25 protein-coding genes are annotated in these 21602 nt (G+C 72.2%); 13 read left to right on the top strand and 12 right to left on the bottom strand.

The features are described from left to right. The first annotated feature begins 6 nt into the window (after positions 1-6). The gene (locus tag ACWGN5_RS17195; RefSeq protein ID WP_453515747.1) at positions 7-936 is read left to right on the top strand and encodes a thioesterase domain-containing protein; all 930 of its coding nucleotides are present in this window, start codon (positions 7-9) and stop codon (positions 934-936) included. On the opposite strand, the gene ACWGN5_RS17200 is transcribed toward ACWGN5_RS17195, so the two are convergent. Then, complete coding sequence (locus ACWGN5_RS17200; protein WP_453515749.1) at positions 905-1666, bottom strand: helix-turn-helix domain-containing protein; 762 nt, start codon at positions 1664-1666, stop codon at positions 905-907. The genes ACWGN5_RS17195 and ACWGN5_RS17200 overlap by 32 nt on opposite strands. Before the next feature lie 253 nt (positions 1667-1919). On the opposite strand from ACWGN5_RS17200, the gene ACWGN5_RS17205 reads away from it, so the two are divergent. Genes ACWGN5_RS17205 through ACWGN5_RS17215 form a run of 3 tightly spaced genes read left to right on the top strand, consistent with a single transcriptional unit; the run spans position 1920 to position 4367 of the window. Next, positions 1920-2585 (top strand): DUF4097 family beta strand repeat-containing protein, encoded by a 666-nt coding sequence (locus ACWGN5_RS17205; RefSeq protein ID WP_453515750.1) that lies wholly within the window; start codon positions 1920-1922, stop codon positions 2583-2585. Positions 2586-2628: 43 nt separating this feature from the next. Next, a complete protein-coding gene (locus tag ACWGN5_RS17210; RefSeq protein ID WP_453515753.1) occupies positions 2629-3585 on the top strand; it encodes an ATP-binding cassette domain-containing protein in 957 nt (318 codons plus the stop codon). Continuing rightward, the gene (locus ACWGN5_RS17215) at positions 3582-4367 is read left to right on the top strand and encodes an ABC transporter permease (protein WP_453515755.1); all 786 of its coding nucleotides are present in this window, start codon (positions 3582-3584) and stop codon (positions 4365-4367) included. The genes ACWGN5_RS17210 and ACWGN5_RS17215 overlap by 4 nt, the downstream gene beginning before the upstream one ends. Here ACWGN5_RS17215 and ACWGN5_RS17220 read toward each other — a convergent pair. Next, positions 4325-5287, bottom strand: coding sequence for a hypothetical protein (locus ACWGN5_RS17220; RefSeq protein WP_453515757.1), 963 nt, complete (start codon positions 5285-5287; stop codon positions 4325-4327). The two genes, ACWGN5_RS17215 and ACWGN5_RS17220, sit on opposite strands and share 43 nt — an antisense overlap. A 327-nt stretch (positions 5288-5614) precedes the next feature. Here ACWGN5_RS17220 and ACWGN5_RS17225 point away from each other — a divergent pair, with 327 nt between their 5' ends. The 5 genes from ACWGN5_RS17225 (at position 5615) to ACWGN5_RS17245 (ending at position 8314) form a co-directional block, all read left to right on the top strand. Beyond that, the gene (locus ACWGN5_RS17225; RefSeq protein ID WP_453515759.1) at positions 5615-5971 is read left to right on the top strand and encodes a hypothetical protein; all 357 of its coding nucleotides are present in this window, start codon (positions 5615-5617) and stop codon (positions 5969-5971) included. Beyond that, positions 5968-6945, top strand: coding sequence for a hypothetical protein (locus tag ACWGN5_RS17230; protein ID WP_453515761.1), 978 nt, complete (start codon positions 5968-5970; stop codon positions 6943-6945). The genes ACWGN5_RS17225 and ACWGN5_RS17230 overlap by 4 nt, the downstream gene beginning before the upstream one ends. Before the next feature lie 103 nt (positions 6946-7048). Then, entirely contained in the window at positions 7049-7333 is a 285-nt protein-coding gene (locus tag ACWGN5_RS17235; RefSeq protein WP_453515763.1) for a hypothetical protein, read from the top strand. Positions 7334-7376: 43 nt separating this feature from the next. Beyond that, positions 7377-7688 carry a DUF2087 domain-containing protein gene (locus ACWGN5_RS17240; RefSeq protein WP_453515764.1) on the top strand — a complete coding sequence of 104 codons (312 nt, stop codon included), beginning with the start codon at positions 7377-7379 and terminating at the stop codon, positions 7686-7688. Beyond that, positions 7685-8314, top strand: coding sequence for a LysE family transporter (locus ACWGN5_RS17245; protein WP_453515767.1), 630 nt, complete (start codon positions 7685-7687; stop codon positions 8312-8314). Before ACWGN5_RS17240 ends, ACWGN5_RS17245 begins: the two co-directional genes overlap by 4 nt. 129 nt (positions 8315-8443) lie before the next feature. On the opposite strand, the gene ACWGN5_RS17250 is transcribed toward ACWGN5_RS17245, so the two are convergent. Beyond that, positions 8444-8851, bottom strand: coding sequence for a PIN domain-containing protein (locus ACWGN5_RS17250; RefSeq protein WP_453515770.1), 408 nt, complete (start codon positions 8849-8851; stop codon positions 8444-8446). Continuing rightward, positions 8848-9084, bottom strand: a complete 237-nt coding sequence (locus tag ACWGN5_RS17255) for a type II toxin-antitoxin system VapB family antitoxin (RefSeq protein WP_453515771.1) — start codon at positions 9082-9084, stop codon at positions 8848-8850. The genes ACWGN5_RS17250 and ACWGN5_RS17255 overlap by 4 nt, the downstream gene beginning before the upstream one ends. A 125-nt stretch (positions 9085-9209) precedes the next feature. Here ACWGN5_RS17255 and ACWGN5_RS17260 point away from each other — a divergent pair, with 125 nt between their 5' ends. Continuing rightward, on the top strand, positions 9210-10562 hold the full coding sequence (locus tag ACWGN5_RS17260; RefSeq protein ID WP_453515773.1) for an amino acid permease: 1353 nt from the start codon (positions 9210-9212) through the stop codon (positions 10560-10562). On the opposite strand, the gene ACWGN5_RS17265 is transcribed toward ACWGN5_RS17260, so the two are convergent. From ACWGN5_RS17265 to ACWGN5_RS17275, 3 genes are read right to left on the bottom strand one after another with little or no spacing between them, the layout of a single operon-like run. Next, the gene (locus tag ACWGN5_RS17265) at positions 10516-11181 is read right to left on the bottom strand and encodes a TetR/AcrR family transcriptional regulator (RefSeq protein ID WP_453515775.1); all 666 of its coding nucleotides are present in this window, start codon (positions 11179-11181) and stop codon (positions 10516-10518) included. The two genes, ACWGN5_RS17260 and ACWGN5_RS17265, sit on opposite strands and share 47 nt — an antisense overlap. Before the next feature lie 44 nt (positions 11182-11225). Next, positions 11226-12386 (bottom strand): MFS transporter, encoded by a 1161-nt coding sequence (locus ACWGN5_RS17270; protein ID WP_453515778.1) that lies wholly within the window; start codon positions 12384-12386, stop codon positions 11226-11228. Continuing rightward, complete coding sequence (locus ACWGN5_RS17275; RefSeq protein WP_453515780.1) at positions 12383-13261, bottom strand: pirin family protein; 879 nt, start codon at positions 13259-13261, stop codon at positions 12383-12385. The genes ACWGN5_RS17270 and ACWGN5_RS17275 overlap by 4 nt, the downstream gene beginning before the upstream one ends. Positions 13262-13394: 133 nt before the next feature. Between ACWGN5_RS17275 and ACWGN5_RS17280 the strand changes: the two genes are divergently transcribed. Then, entirely contained in the window at positions 13395-13979 is a 585-nt protein-coding gene (locus tag ACWGN5_RS17280) for an NADPH-dependent FMN reductase (RefSeq protein WP_453515782.1), read from the top strand. Beyond that, positions 13976-14737: an MBL fold metallo-hydrolase gene (locus ACWGN5_RS17285; protein WP_453515784.1), complete on the top strand. Its 762-nt coding sequence runs from the start codon at positions 13976-13978 to the stop codon at positions 14735-14737. Before ACWGN5_RS17280 ends, ACWGN5_RS17285 begins: the two co-directional genes overlap by 4 nt. A 58-nt stretch (positions 14738-14795) precedes the next feature. Here the strand turns inward: ACWGN5_RS17285 and ACWGN5_RS17290 are convergent, their stop codons facing one another. From ACWGN5_RS17290 to ACWGN5_RS17310, 5 genes are all read right to left on the bottom strand, one after another. Continuing rightward, positions 14796-15098, bottom strand: coding sequence for a hypothetical protein (locus ACWGN5_RS17290; RefSeq protein WP_453515786.1), 303 nt, complete (start codon positions 15096-15098; stop codon positions 14796-14798). 18 nt (positions 15099-15116) lie between these two features. Beyond that, positions 15117-15281 carry a hypothetical protein gene (locus tag ACWGN5_RS17295; protein WP_453515789.1) on the bottom strand — a complete coding sequence of 55 codons (165 nt, stop codon included), beginning with the start codon at positions 15279-15281 and terminating at the stop codon, positions 15117-15119. Positions 15282-15504: 223 nt separating this feature from the next. After that, a complete protein-coding gene (locus ACWGN5_RS17300; protein ID WP_453515792.1) occupies positions 15505-17490 on the bottom strand; it encodes a calcium-binding protein in 1986 nt (661 codons plus the stop codon). Positions 17491-17683: 193 nt separating this feature from the next. Further along, positions 17684-18652: a hypothetical protein gene (locus ACWGN5_RS17305; protein ID WP_453515795.1), complete on the bottom strand. Its 969-nt coding sequence runs from the start codon at positions 18650-18652 to the stop codon at positions 17684-17686. A gap of 69 nt (positions 18653-18721) precedes the next feature. Continuing rightward, positions 18722-19447: a PIG-L deacetylase family protein gene (locus tag ACWGN5_RS17310; RefSeq protein WP_453515798.1), complete on the bottom strand. Its 726-nt coding sequence runs from the start codon at positions 19445-19447 to the stop codon at positions 18722-18724. Positions 19448-19593: 146 nt separating this feature from the next. Here ACWGN5_RS17310 and asnB point away from each other — a divergent pair, with 146 nt between their 5' ends. Continuing rightward, positions 19594-21393 carry an asparagine synthase (glutamine-hydrolyzing) gene (gene asnB / locus ACWGN5_RS17315; protein WP_453515801.1) on the top strand — a complete coding sequence of 600 codons (1800 nt, stop codon included), beginning with the start codon at positions 19594-19596 and terminating at the stop codon, positions 21391-21393. The last annotated feature ends 209 nt before the right edge of the window (positions 21394-21602 follow it).

Genomic DNA, 21602 nt, shown 5'->3' on the forward strand with positions numbered 1-21602 from the left:
CCCCGTGTGAGCCCGCGCCGCGCCCGTGCGGGCATCGCGGTCGCGCTGGTCACCCGGATCAACCGCGCGTTCGGGGCCTCGCTGCCGCTGCAGATCCTCTTCGAGCGCCCGACGATCGAGAAGCTCGCCCACCAGCTGGACGGTGCTGCCGCCACGCCCGCGTCCCGTCTCGTACGGCTCCACGCGGCCGGCACGCAGTCGCCGGTCTACTGCTGGCCGGGGCTCGGCGGCTACACCATGAACCTGCGGCACCTGGCCGAGGAGATCGGCATCGACCGGCCCTTCTACGGGGTGCAGGCGCACGGCGTCAACCGGGGCGAGGAGCCGTACGCCACGATCCGCGAGATGGCCGCCGCCGACGTGGCCATGATCCGCCGCCGCCGGCCCACCGGCCCGTACACCCTGTGGGGTTACTCCTTCGGGGCCCGCGTCGCCTTCGAATCGGCGCACCTCCTCGAAGCGGCGGGGGAGCAGGTGGAGAACCTGTTCCTGATCGCCCCCGGCTCCCCGAAGGTCCGCTCGTCGGAGACGGGCGGCGCGTCGTACGACAACCCGGCGTTCGTGACGATCCTGTACTCGGTCTTCGCGGGCGCGATCGACGCGAGCGTGACGGCCGACGACCGGGAGGGCTTCGTGGCGTACGTCGCGGAGAACTTCCCGGCCCTGGACCCGGACCTGATCGGGCGGATCGTCGCGATCGTCGAGGAGACCTTCGAGTTCACGTACACCTTCCGGGAGTTGTCGGAGCGGCAGGTGGCCTGCCCGGTGACGCTCTTCAAGGCGGAGGGGGACGACTACTCGTTCCTGGAGAGCGCCACGGGCTGGTCGACGCGTCCGCCGACGGTCGTGGAACTCGACGCGGACCACTACAGCCTGCTGCGTCAGCCCGATCTGACGGAGCTGGTCAAGAAGATCCGCTACCGCCTGGGGCTGTAGGGGACTCCTCCGGGGCGGCCGGGGGCTTGGTGTGGAGGACGGCCCGGGCCTGTTCGGCGGCCCGGGCCGTGGTCTCCGAGACGAAGTCGAGGAAGCGGGCGACGTTCTCCAGGCGGTTGCCCGCCGGAGTGTCGGAGCCGAAGATCGTGACGCCCTGCCGTGCGGTCTCGACGATCTGCGCGATGGCCCGGGCGGAGGCCATCATCGACTGGTACCAGACGTCGTCGTCGACGGTGTAGCGCTCGCGGCGGCGGTCGTCGCGTTCCCGGCGGATGAGGTCCTGGCTGTCGAGGAACGTGACCGCCTTGGAGATGGACGCCGGGCTGACCTGGAGGCGTTCGGCGAGCTCGGACGCGGTGAGACTCCCCTCGTCGGCGAGGGTGAGGCTGGCCATGACGCGGGCCATCATCTTGGGCATGCCCGAGGCCATCATGACGGTCGTGAACGTCTCCTCGTACGCGCGCACGGCCTCCGCGTCGCGCCCGTGCGCCTGCGGGGCGGCGGAGGTTCCCCGGGGAGCGGTGGGCTTGCGGCGGTGGGCGCGGCGCTCGGTGGCGCGGTGGGCGAGGTCGGCGCGGTAGCCGGTGGGGCCGCCGTTGCGCATGACCTCCCGTGTGATGGTCGAGGTCGGGCGTTCGAGGCGCCGGGCGATCTCCGCGTACGCGAGGCCGTCGGCCAACCCCAGAGCGATCTGCTGGCGTTCGGGCTGGGTGAGTCTGCCTCCCGGCATCGCGGTCTCCTTCGTGGGCACCTGGGCACGTCGTGGCGCCAGCATAGCGTTCACTGGCAATCCATTGCAACGCAACGAGGGTGGCTTGTTGCATTAAATTCAGAACCATTGCAATGAAATCCTGCAACTGACCTGCAGTGATGGAGTTTTCGCGCAACGAACTGCTTGCCGAGATGTCGAACGCAACGTAGCTTTTCCTTCATCGGAAAGAGCGAGGCGAACAAGCGCCCGCTCCACTCGAAGGAGAAGCACCATGCAGAAGTTCGACACCGCCGCCGCCATCGTCGCCGTCCTCGCCGTCCCCGCCGGCCGCATCAACCTCATCGCCGCCGACCGGACCGACACCACCGTCGAGATCCTGCCCGCCGACGCCTCCAAGGGCCGCGACGTGAAGACGGCTGAGCGGACCGAAGTCACCTACACCGACGGCGTCCTGCGCATTGAGGTCCCGAAGTCGAAGAACAACGTCCTCGGCGGCACCGGCTCCATCGAGGTGACGGTCCAGCTGCCCGCCGGCTCCCGCGTCGAGGCCCAGGCCGCGGCCGCCGAACTCCGCGCGGTCGGCCGGCTCGGCGACATCGCCTTCGAGGGCGCGTACCACCAGATCAAGATCGACGAGGCCGCCAACCTCCGCCTCACCGCGACCGACGGCGACATCGAGGTCGGCCGGATCACCGGCTCCGCCGACATCACCACCGCCCGCGGCGACATCCACGTCGCCGAGGCCGTGAGCGGCACGATCGCGCTGACCACCCAGAAGGGCGACATCTCCGTCACCGCCGCGGCCGGAGTCTCCGCCTCCCTGGACGCCGGCACCGCCTACGGCCGCGTCAGCAACTCCCTGAAGAACGACGGCACGGCCGGCCTGAACATCCAGGCCACCACCGCGTACGGCGACATCGCCGCCCGCAGCCTCTGACCCCCCACCCCCACGGACCCGCAGCCCTCCAGGAGTACGCATCATGACCACCCAGGCCATCGCAGCGAACGGGCTGCGCAAGTCCTACGGCGACAAGACCGTCCTCGACGGCATCGACCTGACCGTCCCCGAGGGCTCGATCTTCGCCCTCCTCGGCCCGAACGGCGCGGGCAAGACGACCGCCGTGAAGATCCTGTCCACGCTGATCACGGCCGACGGCGGACAGGCCGTCGTGGCGGGCCACGACCTCACGGCGAAGGCGCAGTCCGTCCGGGCCGCGATCGGTGTCACGGGCCAGTTCTCCGCGGTCGACGGCCTGATCACGGGCGAGGAGAACATGCTCCTGATGGCGGACCTCCACCACCTGTCCAAGCAGGAGGGCCGGCGGGTGGCGGCCGAACTCCTCGACCGCTTCGACCTCACGGAGGCGGCGAAGAAGCCCGCCTCCACCTACTCCGGCGGCATGAAGCGCCGCCTCGACATCGCCATGACGCTGGTCGGCAGCCCGCGGATCATCTTCCTCGACGAGCCGACCACCGGCCTGGACCCCCGCTCCCGCCACAACATGTGGCAGATCATCCGCGAACTCGTCGCGGACGGGGTGACGGTCTTCCTCACCACCCAATACCTGGAGGAGGCCGACCAGCTCGCCGACCGCATCGCGGTCCTCAACAACGGCAAGATCGCCGCCGAAGGCACCGCGGAGCAGCTCAAGCGCCTGATCCCCGGCGGCCACGTGAGGCTGAGGTTCACGGACCCGACCACGTACCGCTCGGCCGCAACCGCCCTCTCGGACGCGTCGCGGGACGACGAGGCCCTCGCCCTCCAGCTCCCCAGCGACGGCAGCCAGCGCGAACTGCGCACCATCCTCGACCGGTTGGACACGGCCGGCATCGAGGCGGACGAACTCACGGTCCACACCCCGGACCTGGACGACGTCTTCTTCGCCCTCACCGCCACCACCACCGTCCCCGCTCAGCAGAAGGAGTCGGCCCGATGAGCACCCTGTCCCTCGCCGCCCGCGACACGTCCACGATGCTGCGCCGCAACCTCCTGCACGCCCGGCGCTACCCCTCCCTGACCCTGAACCTCCTGCTCACCCCGATCATGCTCCTGCTCCTGTTCGTCTACATCTTCGGCGACACGATGAGCGCGGGCATGGGCGGCGGCGACCGCTCCGACTACATCGCCTACCTCGTCCCCGGCCTGCTCCTGATGACGATCGGCTCGACCACGATCGGCACGGCGGTCTCGGTCTCCACGGACATGACCGAGGGCATCATCGCCCGCTTCCGCACGATGGCGATCCACCGCGGCGCGGTCATCACGGGCCACGTCATCGGCAGCGTCATCCAGTCCGTCCTCAGCGTGGTCCTGGTCGGCGCGGTCGGCGTGGCGATCGGCTTCCGCTCCACCGACGCCACGGCCCTCGAATGGCTCGCGGCCTTCGGCCTCCTGGTCCTCTTCGCCCTCGCCCTGACCTGGATCGCGGTCGGCATGGGCATGGTCAGCCCCAACGCGGAGGCCGCCAGCAACAACGCGATGCCGCTGATCTTCCTGCCGCTGATCTCCAGCACCTTCGTCCCGGTCGACCAGATGCCCGGCTGGTTCCAGCCCATCGCCGAGTACCAGCCCTTCACCCCGGCCATCGAAACCCTCCGCGGCCTGCTCCTGGGCACCGAGATCGGCCACAACGGCTGGCTCGCCCTCGCCTGGTGCCTCGCCCTCGCCACCCTCGGCTACTTCTGGTCCAAGGCGGTGTACAACCGAGACCCCAAGTGACCGAGCTGATGAACAGCCCCCTGCAAGGCCCGTCGCGACCGCGACGGGCCTTCGTGGTGCGGCACGCAGACGGGGCACATGGTCTCGTCGGCGACCGGCCGGAACAGGGTCGTCTGGGTGTGGTCACCGGCGCACTCCCGGGTGCCTCGGAGCCGTACGGAGACCGACTCTCCGGGCACGCGCGGGGACGGCACGGTCAGGGACGGCAGCTCCCGGCGCGGTACGTCGCGGAGGAGGTACCGGACGAGGCCGCCCGGCCGGTGTACGGACGTCCCGTCGCCGGGGAGGCCTCGCAGGATGTGCTCGTGGACGTCGAGCGAGCTGTGGCCGGCGTCGAGCCAGCGGGCGGCGAGGCGGGCGAGCTCGTCGCGCATGCCGGGCGGGATGTGGCGGAGGGCGGGGGAGAGGGCGGGCAGGGCGCCGACGAGCGCGCGGGCGTCGGCGAGCCGGGGGGAGTCCGAGGCCTCGGCGGGAGGGTGGGAGGTGTTCCCCTGAGGGTCTTTCTTTGGATGACCGTCGGTCGACGGGGCTGTCGGCCCACCGACGGTCGGTTTCCGAGGACTCGGTACGACCTGCGAAGACGCCACCGACGCCCGCGCGAGGATCTTGATGGCCTGGTCTTCCGTCAACGGCGAGCTGGACACGAGCCGTTGGGTGGACCAGCGGCCCCCGGCCCCCTGGACCCGCCGCTCGTGCACGAACCCCTCCTCCCGGAGCTGCCGCTTGGCGTGCCCGAAGGCGGTTGCCCCGATCCGGGCACGTTCGGCAGTGCGGGAGAGGCACTCGCGGGCGCCCTGGGGGAGGGAGAGCTGCCAGGTCAGGATCCGAACGGCGTCGGAGGAGAGCCGGGGATGCCGGATGATGTCGTGCGAGAACTGGGTGAAGCCGCGCGAGGGCGCGTTAAGGTGACGGTAGATCACGGTGGGAGTTGTTGCCTTCCACGGGTGGTTGAGGCCCTCGCCGATGGGTGCGAACCATCGACGGGGGCCGTTTTGCGCGAACGTACCGCGCGAAAGGTGTCCAGACCGACACACCGCGCGAAGAACCCCCGTACGAGTGAAGCCCCGTACGCGGCCTCCGTCCCGTCGTGCCGGAAGGCCGTGATCCTCCCGGCCAACTCGACGACAGGGGGCGGCTGTTAGCTCTAGAGTCGACGGGCGGCGGTAGAGCGAACGCGCGAGGAGGAAGCGATGTTGCCGGAGCTTTCCGAGGCTTTGACCGCAAGTGCCGGAGCGGTCGCTCAGGGGGTGGTCCAAGCGATCGGTACCGATGCCTGGGCGAGCGTCAGGGCGCGCGTGGCCCGCTGGCTCGGGCGCGGTGACCAGCAGAGCGAGGCGCTGGAGCTCACGATCCTCGACCAGCAGGCGGCCCGTGGCACAGGCGGCCCGGATCTGGCGGACTACTGGACCCGCCGGTTCATCGAGCACCTGGCCTCGTTGAGCGAGGCCGATCGATGGCAGGCGGAGGCCGCGCTCCGCGCCGTACTGGGTCCGCCGGAGGCGGGTGGCCCGCACGTGCATGCCAACCACTTCCACGGTCCGACCGCCTACCAGGCAGGTGCCGGCAGCTCGCAGGTGTTCCACCTCAGGGACCCCCGCGCGTGAGTACGGAGGACGCCGAGGCGCCGGCGCCGAGAGGCGACGGGTACGGGACCACGCATCGGAACCGGTTCCGTCGGTGGGCGGCGTACCAGGCCGGTGAGGGCAGTACCCAGCACATCCACCTCTACGAAGGAAGAGGGCTCGCCCTGTCCGCGCTGGTGCTGGCAGTGTTCGCCGTGGCGGTCACGGGGGCCGTGATCGCCTGGGGCCCGGGAGCCGGAAAGGATCAAGGGAGTCGGCAGAGCGGGCAGGGGTCCGGAGTCGCGCTCAGCCCGTCGAAGGCGGGCTCCGCGCCGAGCTCGGCGAAAAGCCCGTCGGAAGGTCCGGCACTCGTCAGCGGTTCATCCGGCTGGAACCTTTCCGAATGCCCTCACTTCTATCTGAACCGCCCGGAGAGCCGGCTCAAGGAGCTGCGCCCCTCGAACGACGACTCCCTGACGTGGTTCTCGGAGCACAGCGACGGACGCGTGGCGGCCGGGACGATCGTCAGTGCGGCGACTGCCGAGATGGACCTCGCCGGTGAGGCGCCGGGAACGAAGGTCACGATCAAGTCCTTGCGGGTGAAGATCAAGGAGCGGCGCCAAGCCCCTTCGAACGGATCGATCGTCGCCGTCGGCCAGTGCGGCGGGGTGATGGAGCCGCGGTATTTCTCGGTCGACCTCGACACGAGCCCTCCCGTCGTTCGAGCCGTGCCCGCACGGGGGCCGAACGGCGAGGTGACCAGGCCGGCGGTCGGCTTCCCCTTCTTCGTGAGCAAGACGGACCCCGAGCAGTTCCTCGTCACCTTCGAGACGAAGACCTGTTACTGCACGGTGTCACTCCTGGTGGACTGGGCGTACGGGGCGCGGACCGGCACTTTGGAGCTCGACAACAAGGGAAGGGACTTCACCGTCGTTCCCCAGACGAAGATGCCGCCGTACTACTACTTCTACGAACCGCACAACGCGGAGACGTTCACCAGAACCAGCAGGGACTGACGTCGGCACGACGTGACTCGTTCGGGTGCCGTCGCCGTGCGCGGGGCGGGCGTGGTTGGTCTGCTGGTCGGGAATCCTTCCCGGATGTGACAGGAGCAGGACCATGCGCAAGGGCGTCGTCGTCACCGTCGAGATTCCCGGCGGGACGCAGGAGGAGTACGAGGAGACCACGCGGCGGATCCAGGCCGCCGAGTGGTTTCCGCCGGCCGGGTTCATCGCGCACGCGTCCGGGCCCGACGGGAGTGGTGGGTGGCGGATCACCGACTTCTTCGAGTCGGAGGACGACTTCCTGGCCTTCGTCGAGAAGGCGCGGCCGATCTTCGAGCAGACCGGCACCCGGGAGTTCATCCCGAGGGTGCAGCAGGTCGTGAACGTCATCACGCGCTGAAAATGCTTTGCGGGGCGGCGCGTACGGCGTCACGCTCTCCGGCATGACCAGTCACCCCGCCGTCCGCCCCGTCGCGGACCTGTTCTCCGCCGACGGGCGTCTCAAGGCGATCCCGCGCAAGCCCGCCCGCCGTGAGGCGCTGCTCGCGCACCTCGCCGAGACGCTGTTCGAAGCCGGCCGGACCTACCGTGAGGCCGAGGTCAACGAGGCCCTGCTCGCCGTGCACGAGGACTTCTCGGCGCTGCGCCGCTACCTGGTGATCGGCGGGTTCCTCGCCCGTACGAAGGACGGCGCGGACTACCGCCGACAGCAGCAGCCCGGCTCCCCCGGAGGCGCGATCCCCGCCGTCGCGTGACGGCCGCGGTGGTGGCCGGCCTGCTGGCCGGCTACGGCATCGCGATCCCGGTCGGCGCGGTCGGCGCCTACCTGGTGGCCGTCACGGCCCGGGCCGGATGGCGTACGGGCGCCGGTGCGGCCCTCGGCGTCGCCACGGCCGACGGGGTCTACGCCCTGCTCGCGGTCGCGGGCGGCTCCGCACTCGTGCCGGTCCTCGCCCCGGTGATGACCCCGCTGCGGTGGGCGTCCGCCGTGCTGCTCGCGGTGCTGGCGGTACGGGCCGGATGGGCGGCGATCGCCGCGTACCGTACGGGCGGCCTGGCCTCCAGGGACGACGGGGGCGCCCTCACTCCCGGCCGCGCCTACCTCGCCTTCCTGGGGATCACGGTCCTGAACCCCATGACGGTGATCTACTTCGCCGCGCTCATCCTCGCCACGGGCCCCTCCGCGCCCGCGACCCCCGCCGACCGCGCGGCCTTCGTCCTCGCCGCGCTCGTCGCCTCCGCGAGCTGGCAGCTGTTCCTCGCCCTGGGCGGCACGCTCCTCGGCCGGACGCTGACGGGCGCCCGGGGCCGCCTCGGCACGGCACTCGCGTCGAGCACGCTGATCGTGGTCCTCGCGGTGCGGCTCGTCGTGCAGGGATGAGGCGGGGGCCGGGGTGCGGTGTTCCGGAGCCCGCAACGAGGAGTGCGAGATCTCGTACGCCGTCGACGGCCGCACCTACCGCCACGAAGACCTCCGTCGACCGCCGCCCCCGCCCCGCCGACCCTGCCGTCAGGCGTCGGGCAGTAGCCGGATCATCCGGATGCCCGGACGCACCTTGGCGATGGCTGTGAAGTCGTCGTCCACGTGGAGCAGGGTCAGGCGGTGCTGTTCGGCCGTGAGCGCGATCAGGATGTCCATCGGTGACGGCCCGCGATGATGCCCGATGCCGAGCAGATCCCGCTGTACGGCGATGACTTTGGGCCAGGGGTCTTCCGGTGCCGGGACCCAGGTGAAGGTCTGGTTCAGCATGGTGGTGAACGGCTCGTTGTCACGGTCCGAGCGCAGGGCCCGCATCAGGTCCGCTTCGACCGGCGGGCAGACGGAGACCTGACCGTGTGCCACCCGGGTCGGCCAGGGGTCGCCGACCTGTCGGCGCAGGAGCCGCCACACGGCCGACGTGTCGGCGAGGTAGTTCACCGGCCCGACCGCTCCTGCTCCTCCAGGAAGTCGAAGTCGAGGAAGTCCTCGGCGTTCTCCTGGAGCCATCGGAGCGCCCGGGCGCGGTCGTCGGCGCTGATCGACGCCGCTATGGTCAACGCGCGGTTGATGGTGTCCCGCTTGGTCTTGGTGCCGAGCTGCTGCTGCGCGAAGGCGAGCATGTCGTCGTCGATGTCGACCAGGGTCTTGGACACGAGAGCCTCCAGCAGCATGGTGTATATGTCGACGTGGAGAGTATATATAGCGTCGCCCTCCCGCGTCCCGGGACGTCTCAGTCCACGGGATCGGGTTGCCCTTCCCCGGACGCAGGCGTCAGGCTCCTGCGCTGGTCGTCTGTATGTCGGGGGGAAATGTGACAGGGCGGGTACTCGGGGCCGGGCTGCGGCAGCGGCATGTGGCCATGATCGCGTTGGGTGGGGCCATCGGGGCCGGGCTGTTCGTCGGGTCCGGGGTCGGGATCGCGGCCGCCGGGCCCGGGATCCTCGTCTCGTACGTCCTCGCCGGGGTGCTGACCGTGCTCGTCATGCGGATGCTCGGGGAGATGTCCGCCGCCCGGCCCGTGACCGGGTCCTTCGCCGAGCACGCGCGGCGCGCGTTCGGGCCGTGGGCCGGGCTGCTCGCCGGGTGGATGTACTGGGCGCTGCTCGTCGTGAGCGTCGCCGCCGAGGCCGTCGCCGCGGCCCACATCGTCGGGGGCTGGGTGCCCGCCGTGCCCGGCTGGGCGTGGGTCGCCGTCTTCATGGGCGTCTTCACCGCGAGCAACCTCGCCGGCGTACGGAACTTCGGCGAGCTGGAGTTCTGGTTCGCCGGCCTGAAGATCGCCGCCATCGTCGGATTCCTGCTGCTGGGGATCGGCGTGCTCGGCGGTCTCGTGCCCGGGGCGCCCTCGCCCGGGGCCGGGCATCTCCTCCACGACGGCGGCTTCCTCCCGCACGGCTGGTACGGCGTCGCCGTCGGCATCGTCGCCGCCGTCTTCGCCTTCGGCGGCCTGGAGACCGTCACGATCGCCGCCGCCGAGTGCGAGGACCCGGTCCGCGCCGTCCGGGCGGGCGTCCGCGCCGTCATGTGGCGGGTCGCCGTCTGCTACCTCGGCTCGATGGCCGTCATCGTGACCCTCGTCCCGTGGGACGCCCCGGACGTCGCCGACGGCCCGTACGCCGCCGTCATGGACCGGATCGGCATCCCCGGCGCCGGCGACCTGATGAAGGCCGTCGTCCTCGTGGCCCTCCTGTCCGCCATGAACGCCAACATCTACGGCTCCTCCCGCATGCTGTACGTCCTCGTCGGCCGCGGCGACGCGCCCCGCGTCCTCGGCCGGGTAGGGCAGCGGGCGGGTGTCCCGTACGCCGCCGTCCTCGCCTCCGCCGCGTTCGGGTTCGTCTCCGTCGTGCTCAGTCTCCTCTGGCCCCGTACGGTCTTCCCGTTCCTGCTCAACTCCATCGGCGCCGCGATCCTGCTCGTCTGGGCCCTCATCGCCGCCTCCCACCTGCGGCTGCACGGCCCCTCCGTACGCGCGGCCGTCGCGCTCGCCGGGATCGGCGGGGTGCTTCTCTTCATGCTGGGCGACGCCGCCAGCCGTACCCAGCTGCTCACCACCGGGGGCTGGGCCCTCGCCCTGCTGGTCCTCGCGTGGGTGCGGCGCGTCAGGAGCGCGCGTACCGCGCCAGGAACAGGTCCACTCCCGAGCTGATCACCCGCGTCAGTTCCGCGTCGTCGATCTCGGCGTCCGGGGAGAAGGTACGGACGAGCTGCGGCACGCCCATCGTCGCCGCCACCAGCTGCTGCACGGCGAGGGCCGGATCGGGCGCGTCGAGGGTGCCGCGGGCGTTCAGCTCGGTGAACGCCTCGATCAGCGGGCCGTTGTTCATGTCGTAGCTGACCCGGTACCAGAGCTGGCCGAGCTGCGGGAAGCGGTCGATCTCGCCGATGACCAGCCGGCGCAGCGACATGATGTCCGGGCGCAGCAGGATCCGGGCCCAGTCGGTGGTGAGCCGGACGAGCGCGGCCCGCAGGTCGGGGGCGTCGGCGATCGTCGAGTTGGCGGGCTCCAGGTCGGCGTACGTCTTCGGCAGCACGCCGCCGATCACGGCGAGGAACAGGCGCTCCTTGCTGCCGAAGTGCTTGTAGATCGTCGCCTTCGAGACGCCGGAACCGCGGGTGATCGCGTCCATCGAGGCCGCCGAGTAGCCCTCCGCGAGGAACTCCGCGAGCGCCGCGTCGATGATCGCCTGGCGCTTGCGCGAGGCGGCGTCGGCGGGGTCCGGGATGATCGGGATGCCGTACTCGTCGGTCGCGTCGGAGGCGTCCATGGCGGTGGTCCTTCGGTCGGTACGTTCGGTGGCGGCGGGCCTCACTATATGAACTGAACGGTTTGGTCTGCAAAGGCCGCCAGGGCGGGGCCCGCCGCGACGCCGATCAGGAAGGCCAGGTTGAACAGGCCGATCGCCAGCCCGTGCCGGGCCACCGGCAGGCCCCCGGTCGCCGCGCCCGTGAGCAGCCCCTGCCCCCCGGCCGTGACCAGCGCGCTGGTCCCCGAGCCGAGCAGGACGGCCACCGGCCAGGGCGCGGCCACGGCGAGGACCAGGGCCAGGACCGAGCCGACCGCGAGGACGGACTTGAGCCGGGCCGGGCCCAGCGCCGGGGCCGCGCGGACCAGCTGCCAGGACAGCAGCGCCCCCGCGAGCGCGGCGACGGACGCGAACGCCCCCGTCTCCACCGCGCCCCAGCCGGTGAGTACGGCGACGCGGCGCGGAGCGGCGTACAGCAGGGCGAAGTTGACGGTGGAGAGCCCCAGCATCAGCGCGGAGGCGGCGAGGAAGCGGCGGTCTCGGAGGATGTCGAGGGGGAGGGAGGGGGTCGGGGTCGGGGTCGGGGTCGGGGTCGGGGTCGTACCCGGGGATCCGATGGATTCGGATGTACGAGGAGACTCCTCGGCCTCCGGTCGTCCCCCGTCCGCAAGCCGCAGGACCGGGCGCAGCGCGAGCAGGCTCAGGAGCGGGAGGATCAGGGCTCCGCGCCAGCCGACCGCGCCGGCCACCGCCGCGCCCGCGAACAGGCCCACGGTGCCGCCGGCCGCGCTGCCGATCGCGACCAGGCCCGGGAGGCGGCCCGAGCGGTCCCGGCCGGCGAGCTGGAAGGCGGCGACGTTCAGGCCCGCCGCGCCCGCCGCCTCCAGGGTGCGCCCCGCGATCGTCAGGGGCAGGTTCGGTGCGAGGAGGACGAGGAGCGCGCCGAGGGCGACGAGGACGGCGGCGGCCTCGACGACCCCGCGGGGGCCGCGCCGCCGGCCCGCGGTGGCCGAGAGGAGCGGGGTGCCGACGGCCATGCCGATCCCGAACGCCGTCATCAGCCAGGCGGCCGCGGCGGGGGTGACGGCGAGGGCGCGGGCGGCGTCGGGGAGGGCGAGGCTCGGGCCCGAGACGCCCATCGCGGCGGGTGCGGCCAGGGCCGCGAGCAGGAGGCCGGTGCGGGCGGGGGCCCGCCGGTCCGCGAGAGGTGGCGAGAGCGTGGTCACGCCGGCATCCGTCCCATGAGGCCCTGCCGGAAGTCCCGCTCCGCCTGGCGGAGTTCGGCGGCCGTGTTCATCACGAACGGGCCGCTGCGGGCGACGGGTTCGCCGATCGGCTCGCCCGTCAGGACGAGGACCTCGGCGGCGGCGTCCGGGGCTTCGACGGTGAACCGTTCGCCGTCGTGGGCGAGGACCGCGAGGTGGCCGTCCGGGAGGTGCTCGCCCGCGACCCGGGCCTCGCCCCGCATCACGTACACCATCGCGTTGTGCCCCGCCGGGGCGCTGAACTCGGCGCTGCTGCCCGGCGCGAGCCGCCCATGGGCGACGAGGACGGGCGTACGGGTCTCGAAGGGGCCGGTCACGCCGTGGCTGGTGCCGGCGAGCACGGTCAGTTCGGCGCCGTCCGGGGTGACGGCCACGGGCAGGTCGGCCGCCTCCTCGTTCTGGCTGCGCGGCGGGACGCCCTTGAGGCGGGCGGGGAGGTTCAGCCAGATCTGGAGCATGTGCTGCCGGCCGCCCGAGGCGAGGAACTCCGGTGTGGGCAGGGCCTCGTGGACGATGCCGGAGCCGGCGGTGAGCCACTGGACGCCGCCCGCGCGGACGACGGCGCGGTGGCCGCGGGAGTCGGCGTTCGCGATGTCGCCGTCGAGGACGTACTGGATGGTCTCGAAGCCGCGGTGCGGGTGCGGGGGAGCGCCCTTCGCCTCGCCGGGTCCGAGTTCGGTCGGGCCGACCTGATCGATCATCAGGAAGGGGTCGACGAAGGGGAGTTCCGCGGTGGGGAAGGGGCGGCGTACGGGGAATCCGGCGCCCTCGTGGGTGTGGAAGGGGCGGGCGGTGCGGGCGACGGTCCGCCCTGCGGTGAGTGCGTGAGTGGCCATGACCCGAATGAACTACACCATTCAGTTCACTGTCAAGACTGAACTGTTTGGTTGACAGACTGAACCGACCGGTTTAGCTTCGTCGTTGTCGAGTCCGGCGCCCGCCGGCTCACCCGACCAACGGGGGGTTCCCATGACCGCGTCCACGATCCTCGCCATCTCCGGCTCGCTCCGCGCCACCTCGCACAACACGCAACTGCTGCGCGCCGCCCGGAAGTTCAACCCGGGCGGCCAGGAGATCGAGATCTACGAGGAGCTGCGCGAGATCCCGCCCTACGACCTGGACCTCGACACCCCCGAGCTGCGGCCGGCCGTCGTCCAGGAGCTGCGGCGGCGGGTCGCGGCGGCGGACGGGCTGCTCATCGCCACGCCGGAGTTCAACTACTCCATCCCCGGCGTCCTCAAGAACGCGCTCGACTGGCTGTCCACCGACTGGACCAGGACCGAGGGCCTCCCGCTGCACCGCAAGCCCGTCGCGATCCTCGGCGCCGCGCCGACCAACTTCGGCACGGTGCGGGCGCAGCTCGCCCTCCGCCAGGTCTTCGTCTGGACCGACAGCGACGTCGTCGTGAAGCCCGAGGTGCACGTGTTCCGCTCGCACGAGCGCTTCGACGCGGACGGCAACCTCACGGACGAGGTCACGATCGAGCTCCTCCGGGGGCTCCTGGCCTCCCTCCAGACCAAGATCGACGCGTCGAAGGCGCAGGCCGGCGCGTGAGTGCCGTCACCGCCACCTACCTCGGCACGGCGACCGTCCTCCTCCGTATCGGCGACCTCACCGTCCTCACCGACCCCGCCCTCGACCCGGCCCCCGCCGACTACCCGGGCGCCCGCCCGCTCCACCGCACCGCCGGGCCCGCGCTGGGCGCCACCGAACTCCCGCCCGTCGACCTGGTGTTGCTCTCGCACGACCAGCACGCCGACAACCTGGACGTCACCGGCCGCGAGGTGCTGGCCCGGGCCGGGGCCGTCCTCACCACCCCCGAGGGCGCCGAACGCCTCGGCGGCCGGGCGGAGGGCCTCGCCCCCTGGCAGAGCCGGACGATCACCGCCGGGGCCACGACGGTCACGGTCACGGCGACCCCCGCCCGGCACGGCCCGGAGGGTACGGAACACGTCACGGGCCCCGTCACCGGCTTCGTCGTCACGTACGAGGGCGGCACGCTGTACGTCTCCGGCGACACCGTCCGCCACGACGCCCTGGCGGAGATCGGTGAGCGCTTCCGTATCGACACGGCCTTCCTCCACGTCGGCGACGCGCACTTCCCGTCCACCGGGGACCGCGCCTTCTCCATGAGCGCGAGCGAAGGCGCCGCCCTCGCCCGCACCCTGGGGGCCCGCACGGTGGTCCCCCTCCACTTCGACTCCTGGGACCACCTCGCGGAGGACCCGTCCCGCATCACGGAGGCCTTCGAGGCCCCGGACCTGAAGGGGCGGCTGCGATGGCTACGCCCGGGGGTGCCCGAAACGCTCTGATCGGGATGGCCGTCCGCCCCGGCCTCCTCCGTCTCCTGCGGGGGAGGCCGGACGTGTGTCAGCGGGTCCTTCGGGTGCTCGTCGTCAGGGCCACCGTTCCCGCCGCCGCCAGGACCGCTCCCGCCGCCAGGACTCCGCGGTGGGAGCGCCAGGAGAGGACCGACCAGCGGGACTGGGCCGACAGGAGGGAGCCGAGGCTGGCCCAGGAGCCGACCGAGGCGATCGAGGCGGCGGAGCCGATCGAGCCGACGGAGAGGAAGGAGCCGACCGAGCCGATCGAGAGCGTCGATCCGACCGAGCCGACGGACAGGAACGAGTCCCGCGACCAGAGCGACAGGTACGAGCGCGAGTGTCGGGTCATGGGGCGATCCTAGGCCGGTCAGCCCGCGCAGGCGGGGAGGAACTCCAGGCCCTCCGGTGTGCCGAAGCGGATCACCGCCAGGTAGGCCTCGGGGTAGTCGCAGCCGAGGTCCGTCCACTGGAGCGCGAAGACGGTCCAGACGACGAACGCGGCCAGGAGGAACCAGCGCCAGCCTTTTGACATGTACGCCAGCTACCCGGCCGGATCGCGGAGGAACCGCTTCCGAGGTTGAGGCGGGCCGGGCTCGGCTCCTTGGGTCAATTCGGGGGCCTCCGCGGCGAGGAGCCCGGCACCACGGGCGAGTGGGGCGTCCGGCAGGACCTCGGCGCCTGCTGAGCCCTTGCTGGTCGCCCGTACGGGAAGGGGCCCGGAGTCTCCGTGACTCCGGGCCCCTTCCCTTGAGGGGTCACGGGCAGCTGACGCGGATGTCGCCCGAGTCCGTGGTGCAGGTGTCGGTGTTGTAGCCGCCGTTCGCGGTGTCGTTGCCGGCGACGCCGTCGACGGTGTTGAGGCTGTCGCTGCCGTAGTTGCCGAGGAGCGTGTCGCTGCCCGGGCCGCCGATGAGCGTGTCGTTGCCGTAGCTGCCGTCGGCCCGGTCGTTGCCCGGCCCGGCGTGGACGGTGTCGTTCCCGAAGCTCGCGTTGATCGTGTCGTTGCCGCTGAGGGCGCAGATCACGTCGTTGTTGTAGCCGCCGTTGAGGGTGTCGCTGCCGCTGGTCCCGATGATCGTGCACCCGCGGTTGTTGTTCACGGTGGTGGTGCGGGTGGCGGTGTTGTTGCCGGTCGCGGTGTCGGCGGGTGTCGTGGTGACCGTCGCGGTGTCGGTGAGCGTGCCGGTCCGCGAGGGCTCGGCGACGATCGTCACCGTGGCGGTGGAGCCCGAGGTGCCGGCGGGGTTGAGCGTGCCGATCGCGCAGGTGACCCGGCCGGTGGTGACGGTGCAGGTGCCCCGGTCGGTGGTCGCCGACAGGATGGTCGCCGTCCCCGTCAGGGTGTCGGTGAGCTGGACGTTCGTCGCCGCGGTCGTGGTGCTGTTGTTCGCCACGCCGACGGTGTACGTGGCGGTGTCGCCGATGCTGACCGTGGCGGGCCCGTTCTTCGTCACCGCCACGTCCACGTTCGCCGGCGGCTCGACGCCGCCACCGCCCAGGTAGCGGGCCAGGGCCCGGTTCTCGGTGGAGCTGATGTCCTCGCCGGCGAGCCCCGCCGTGACGATCCTGCCGTCGGCCTGTACCGCCACCTGCGCGGCCTGGTCCTCGGGGCCGCCGAAGTCGGTGGTCACCCGGCCGTCGCCGCCGAAGTCCGGGTCCAGGCTGCCGCCCGTGTTGTACCGCGTCAGCGCGAAGTCGCCCGCGTAGGTGCCGGCGGCGACGATCCGGCCGTCGGACTGCAGCGCCACGTCCGCCGCACCGCCGTCCTCCGGCCCGAAGGCCGTGGTGACGACGCCGTCGCCGTCGAAGCTCGGGTCCGGCGCACCGGCGGCGGTGAACCGCCGCACCAGGAAGGTGTTCCCGCTCTTGCCGGCGGTGACGATCCTGCCGTCGGGCTGCAGCGCCACGCCCTCCGCGGATCCGGTGCCGGTGGTCACGCGGCCGTCGCCGTCGAAGGTCGCGTCCAGGCTGCCGTCGGTGTTGTAGCGGGCCAGGGTGACGCCGTTCCCCACCCCGGCGGCGAGGATCTTGTCGTCGGGCTGCAGCACCAGATCGCGGACCCAGGCACAGCAGCTGGGACCGAACGTTCCGGTGACGATGCCGTCGCCGTCGAAGGTCGGGTCGGGGACGCCGGAGGCGGTCCAGCGCACCAGCGACCACACGCCGCCGCTCGATCCGCCGGCGACGATCTTGTCGTCGGACTGGACGGCCACCACCTCGGCGATCTCAATCTGGTCGACGTCGACGTCCGTGAGCACCCGGCCGCCCTCGCCGAAGGTGGTGTCCAGGCTGCCGTCGGCGTTGTAGCGGGCGGCCGCGAAGAAGCTGTTGGCGGCGATGTCGGTGGACGCGCCGACCGCCACGATCTTGCCGTCGGGCTGGAGGGCCACGCCCCGGCCCTCCTCGTTGGCGCCGAAGTCGGTGGTGACGATGCCGTCGCCGCCGAAGCTCGTGTCCAGCGTGCCGTTCGGGTGGTACCGCGTCAGCGTGAAGTCGCCGGAGGTGTCGAGGGTGAATCCGTCGCCCATCGTGACGATCCTGCCGTCGGGCAGGACGACCATGCCGTCGGCGCCCGCGTAGCCGCCCAGGTCCGTGACGACCCTGCCGTCGCCGTCGAAGGTGGGGTCCAGATCGCCGGGCGCGGCCGTCGCCGAGGCGGGCAGGCCCAGGACGAGTGCCAGGGCCGCGACGCCGGTCGCGCCGGCGCGCACGGCCCGGCGCCAGGGGGATTGCAGGGGCATGCGAGACCTCTCCGTCCGTCGGAAGCTGCGGGGCCACAGCTTTCTGCGACGGCGACGGACGGGCGGTCCACGGCGGGCCGGACTGCGCCTACTGGACGGCGTCGCGCCACCCCCAGGGGTGAGGAGAACCCCCGGGGGTGAGCAGTGCCCCCCCAGGAGTCAGGAGCACCCGCGCCTCACGCTTGCGCGCCCCTCACTTCCACCAGCCGAAGCGCTCCTTGAGTTCGTCGTCCTGCCGCTTCTGCTCCTCGGCGGCCGCCTTGATCGCCCCGGAGAGGGGTCCGGTCAGGTGGTCGGCAAGAGCCCGGGAGGCGAGGACGAGGTCGTCGAGGAGCGGACGGAGACCGGCGGCCAGGGAGGCGCCGAGGGCGCCGCTCGCGCCGAGCTCGGTCAGGTGGAGGCCGGCCTGGGCGAGGGGCAGCGAGCTGGTGTCGCGGATGTGGTCGGCGATCTCGCCGAGCCGCTTGCGCGCACGCTTGTGCTCGTCCTCGTCGTGGATCAGGTCGCCTCCCCACAAGGAGCCGCCCGCGGAGGCCAGGTGCATGCTGTCGGCGCCCCGCTTGCCCGTCCCGGAGCCGGAGCCGGAGCCGGAGCCGGAGCCGGAGCCCGAGCCCGCGGGCAGTCCCGCGATGGACTTGAGCGCCATGACGTCGGCGTCGTTCCGCACGCTCTTGATGTGCTCGGCGCCTCGGGTGGTCGCGGAGTCGACCTCGGCCTGGATCCCGGGCCTGGCCTTGTCCGCCTCCGCGGCCTGCGCCTGCAGGGAGGCGTCGCTGATCCTCGGCATCTCCGCCGCGCCGATGCGGGAGATCGTCGACCGGAGGTTGTGGACGAGGTCGAGGACGGCGTTCTTGGAGGCCCGGGCGATGTCGCCGCAGGAGTCCATGCCGTCGGCGATCACTCCGGCCGCCGTGGACACCTGGGTGAACTGGCCCGACAGGCCCGCCCAGTGTTCTTCGAGCGCTTTGGTCGCCTCGCCCTGGCCGCTGGAGACGAGCCGTTCGACCGCCTTGGCCGCGTCCGCCCGGTCGTCGGCGAACTTCGAGCCGAAGGGGCGGAGACGGTCGGCCGCCGCGTGGGCGTCGTCCTCGTTCGCCTCCACCCACGGCAGTGCGTACGACTCCATCAGGCCTTTGTCCGCGTCCGACCTCTCCAGTGCCATGTTCTGAACTCCCCCCGGAAGACAGCGCGTTGAAGGCACGGTCTCACGGGCCCCGAGAGGCGACAAGGCTCAGTCGATGTGGACGATCTGGAAGGCCTCCGCCATGCGGCCGGGGGGCAGTCCGCCGGCCGTCGCGTGTTCGCCGAGCCAGGTGCGCAGGAGGCCCGCCAGGTCGTCGAAGTGGGCCGTCTGCGAGGTGTGGATGCGCAGGGCCTCCACCTTGCGGTCGAAGACGGAGGTGACGTCGACGTACTGGTTCGGGGTCGGCCCGGTCATCAGCCACAGCTCGTGGACGGTCCAAGGCTCCAGGCCCTCCTCCTTGAGGAGTTCCGGGTGGGCGAAGGGGTTGCGGGCCTCGGGGTAGACGGCGCGCAGACAGGCGTCCCCGACGGCGCGGTGGTCGGGGTGGAGGTCGGCGACGCGCGCCCAGTTGATCTCGGGCGACGGGATGACGGCCCGCTGCGGCCGTACTTCGCGGATGACCCGGCACAGGTCGCGGCGGAGCTCCACGGAGGGCTCCACGAAGCTGTCGGGGTAGCCGAGGAAGCGCACGTCGGCGACGCCGCTGAGCTTGGCGGAGTGGACCTGTTCGGCGCGGCGCAGGTCCGCCATGGCCTGGCGGGGGAGCGCTGCGTCATAGCCGCCCGCGCCGCCGTCCGTGACGATGCAGTACGTGACGCGGGTGCCGCGCTCGATCCACTGCATGACGGTGCCGCTGACGCAGAACTCGATGTCGTCCGGGTGTGCGGCCACGACCAGCAGGGACTCGGGGGCCGTCCGGTTGAAGTCCTCCATGGGGTCAGCCTGTTGGGGTGGCGGGGGCGTCGCAAGGCCAAGCCGTGGCGTGAACAGGACATGGCACTTACGCGCCATTCAAAAACTTGGTAGATTCAAATCATTGGGTGCAACGGGTTTCGTGACGTGCTTGGAGGGTGACCGGTATGTGCAGGATCCTCGGCTCCTTCGCCGCCGGGGCTGACCGCCCCGATCCGGCCCAGCTCGCGGCGGTCTCCGCCCGCCAGCGCCACGGCGGGCCCGACGAGCACCAGGTGCTCAGCGGCCCCGGCTGGTCGCTCGGCTGCGACCGGCTCGCCGTCACCGACCCCTGCGGCGGACAACAGCCCTACCGGCTGCCCCACCTGCCCGGCATCCTCGCCGTCCTCAACGGCGAGATCTACAACCACGCCGAGCTCCGCCGCACCCTCGCCGCCCGCGGCCACCGCTTCCCCGACCGCTGCGACGGCACGGTGCTCCCCGCGCTCTACGCCGAGTACGGTCCCGCCTTCGCCGAACACCTCGACGGCATGTTCGCCGTCGCCGTCCTCGACCTGCGGCCCGGCTCCACCCGACTCGTCCTCGCCGTCGACGACATGGGCATGAAGCCGCTCCACCTGCACCACGACCCGTACGACGGATCCACCCGCTTCGCCTCCGAGATCCCCGCCCTCCTCGCCTTCGAAGGGGTACGGATCTCCCCGCGCGAGGACGCCCTCGACACGCTCCTCGCCACCCGCACGTCCTTCTCGACGCACACCGCACTCGACGGGGTCGACGTCCTGCCGCCGGGCGCCACCGCGCTCGTACGGCCGGGATCCGCCCCTGTCGTGCGCCGCCGCGGGCCCTACCGCGCGAGGGGCGTCGGCGACACCCAGGACGTCCTGCGGCACGAGGTGCGCCGGCTCGCCCGCGCCGAAGTGCCCGTCTGCGCCGTCACCAGCGGCGGCCTCGACTCCGGGCTCGTCACCGCCCTCGCCGCCGAGCACGCCCGCGAGACGGACGCGCCGCCGCTGCACACCTTCCACCTCACCTACCGGGGCCGGTGGCCCGACTCCGAAGCCGCCTACGCCCGCGCCGTCGCCCGCCGCGCCCGGACCGTGCACCACGAGGTCGCCGTCGACCCCGACGAACTCGGCTCGCTCCTCACCCGGACCGTCCGCCACCTCGGCCAGCCGAACGCCGACCCCATCACCCTCTCCACCTACGCCCTCTTCCGGGCCGTCCGCGAGAACGGCTTCACCGTCGCCCTCGCCGGGGACGGCGCCGACGAACTCTTCGGCGGATACGACCGGATGCGGGCCGCGCCGGCGGCGGGGCCCGACTGGGCCGCCGCCTACACGGACGCGCTCGCGGCGGCCCCGCGGCTGCTCCGCGAACACCTCTACACCTCCCACTACCGCGCCTACATCGCCGATACGGGCTCCGCCGCCGACCGCATCGAGCAGGAGCTGCGCTCGGCCGAGGCCGCCGGCGCGGACCGGCTCACCGCGATGACCGCCTTCGAGACGCGATGGCGGCTCCCGGCCTACCACCTGCGGCGCCTGGACCACCTGTCCATGGCCTGGGCGGTGGAGGCCCGCCTGCCCTTCTGCCAGCCGTCCGTGGTGGCCCACGCGCGCGCCCTTCCCGTGGGGGAGCGGACGGGGAAGCGGGCGCTGTACGAGGCGGGTGCGGAACTCCTCCCGGCGTCGGTCCTCCGCCGCCCGAAGCAGCCCTTCACCCTGCCGGTGGCGGCGATGCTCGCGCCCGGCGGGCCGCTGCTCGACCTCGTCCGCGAACTGCTGTCGCCGGCGCGGCTGGTCCTCGGCGGGAAGATCCGCGCGGACCGTGCCGCGAAACTCCTGGCCCGGCATCTGGCCCATCCCTCGCAGCACGACGCCCAGGCGCTGTGGGCCCTGGCGGTCCACGAGCTGTGGACGGAGGTCGTCCAGGGCATGCGAATCCCGGTGGGCTGTGCGGCCTGAACCCCCGGGACCTTCCCGTCCCGAACCCGCACCGGGCGGTGCGGCGTCCCCGGCGGGGCCCGCGCCGGGGGTGGGCGGTGCGCCGCCGCCGGCGGGGCCCGCGCCGGGGCTGGGCGGTGCCCCGGCCCACCGCCGTGTGGGCAATCGTCCCGCTGGGGCGGGACGGGTGGGCACACGGGACGGCGCGCCCAGCGGCGCCTCCGCGTTCC

It is taken from the genome of Streptomyces sp. NPDC055815 (assembly GCF_053616475.1).

Excerpts from the sequence above, each read along its gene's own strand:
- ACWGN5_RS17215 (WP_453515755.1), top strand. The coding sequence starts at position 3,582 with ATGAGCACCCTGTCCCTCGCCGCCCGCGACACGTCCACGATGCTGCGC.
- ACWGN5_RS17265 (WP_453515775.1), bottom strand. The coding sequence starts at position 11,181 with ATGGACGCCTCCGACGCGACCGACGAGTACGGCATCCCGATCATCCCG.
- ACWGN5_RS17310 (WP_453515798.1), bottom strand. The coding sequence starts at position 19,447 with ATGGAGGACTTCAACCGGACGGCCCCCGAGTCCCTGCTGGTCGTGGCC.
- ACWGN5_RS17295 (WP_453515789.1), bottom strand. The coding sequence starts at position 15,281 with ATGTCAAAAGGCTGGCGCTGGTTCCTCCTGGCCGCGTTCGTCGTCTGG.
- ACWGN5_RS17255 (WP_453515771.1), bottom strand. The coding sequence starts at position 9,084 with ATGCTGCTGGAGGCTCTCGTGTCCAAGACCCTGGTCGACATCGACGAC.
- ACWGN5_RS17280 (WP_453515782.1), top strand. The coding sequence starts at position 13,395 with ATGACCGCGTCCACGATCCTCGCCATCTCCGGCTCGCTCCGCGCCACC.
- ACWGN5_RS17260 (WP_453515773.1), top strand. The coding sequence starts at position 9,210 with ATGTCGGGGGGAAATGTGACAGGGCGGGTACTCGGGGCCGGGCTGCGG.
- ACWGN5_RS17300 (WP_453515792.1), bottom strand. The coding sequence starts at position 17,490 with ATGCCCCTGCAATCCCCCTGGCGCCGGGCCGTGCGCGCCGGCGCGACC.
- ACWGN5_RS17200 (WP_453515749.1), bottom strand. The coding sequence starts at position 1,666 with ATGCCGGGAGGCAGACTCACCCAGCCCGAACGCCAGCAGATCGCTCTG.
- asnB (WP_453515801.1), top strand. The coding sequence starts at position 19,594 with ATGTGCAGGATCCTCGGCTCCTTCGCCGCCGGGGCTGACCGCCCCGAT.
- ACWGN5_RS17240 (WP_453515764.1), top strand. The coding sequence starts at position 7,377 with ATGACCAGTCACCCCGCCGTCCGCCCCGTCGCGGACCTGTTCTCCGCC.
- ACWGN5_RS17290 (WP_453515786.1), bottom strand. The coding sequence starts at position 15,098 with ATGACCCGACACTCGCGCTCGTACCTGTCGCTCTGGTCGCGGGACTCG.
- ACWGN5_RS17210 (WP_453515753.1), top strand. The coding sequence starts at position 2,629 with ATGACCACCCAGGCCATCGCAGCGAACGGGCTGCGCAAGTCCTACGGC.
- ACWGN5_RS17235 (WP_453515763.1), top strand. The coding sequence starts at position 7,049 with ATGCGCAAGGGCGTCGTCGTCACCGTCGAGATTCCCGGCGGGACGCAG.
- ACWGN5_RS17275 (WP_453515780.1), bottom strand. The coding sequence starts at position 13,261 with ATGGCCACTCACGCACTCACCGCAGGGCGGACCGTCGCCCGCACCGCC.
- ACWGN5_RS17205 (WP_453515750.1), top strand. The coding sequence starts at position 1,920 with ATGCAGAAGTTCGACACCGCCGCCGCCATCGTCGCCGTCCTCGCCGTC.
- ACWGN5_RS17305 (WP_453515795.1), bottom strand. The coding sequence starts at position 18,652 with ATGGCACTGGAGAGGTCGGACGCGGACAAAGGCCTGATGGAGTCGTAC.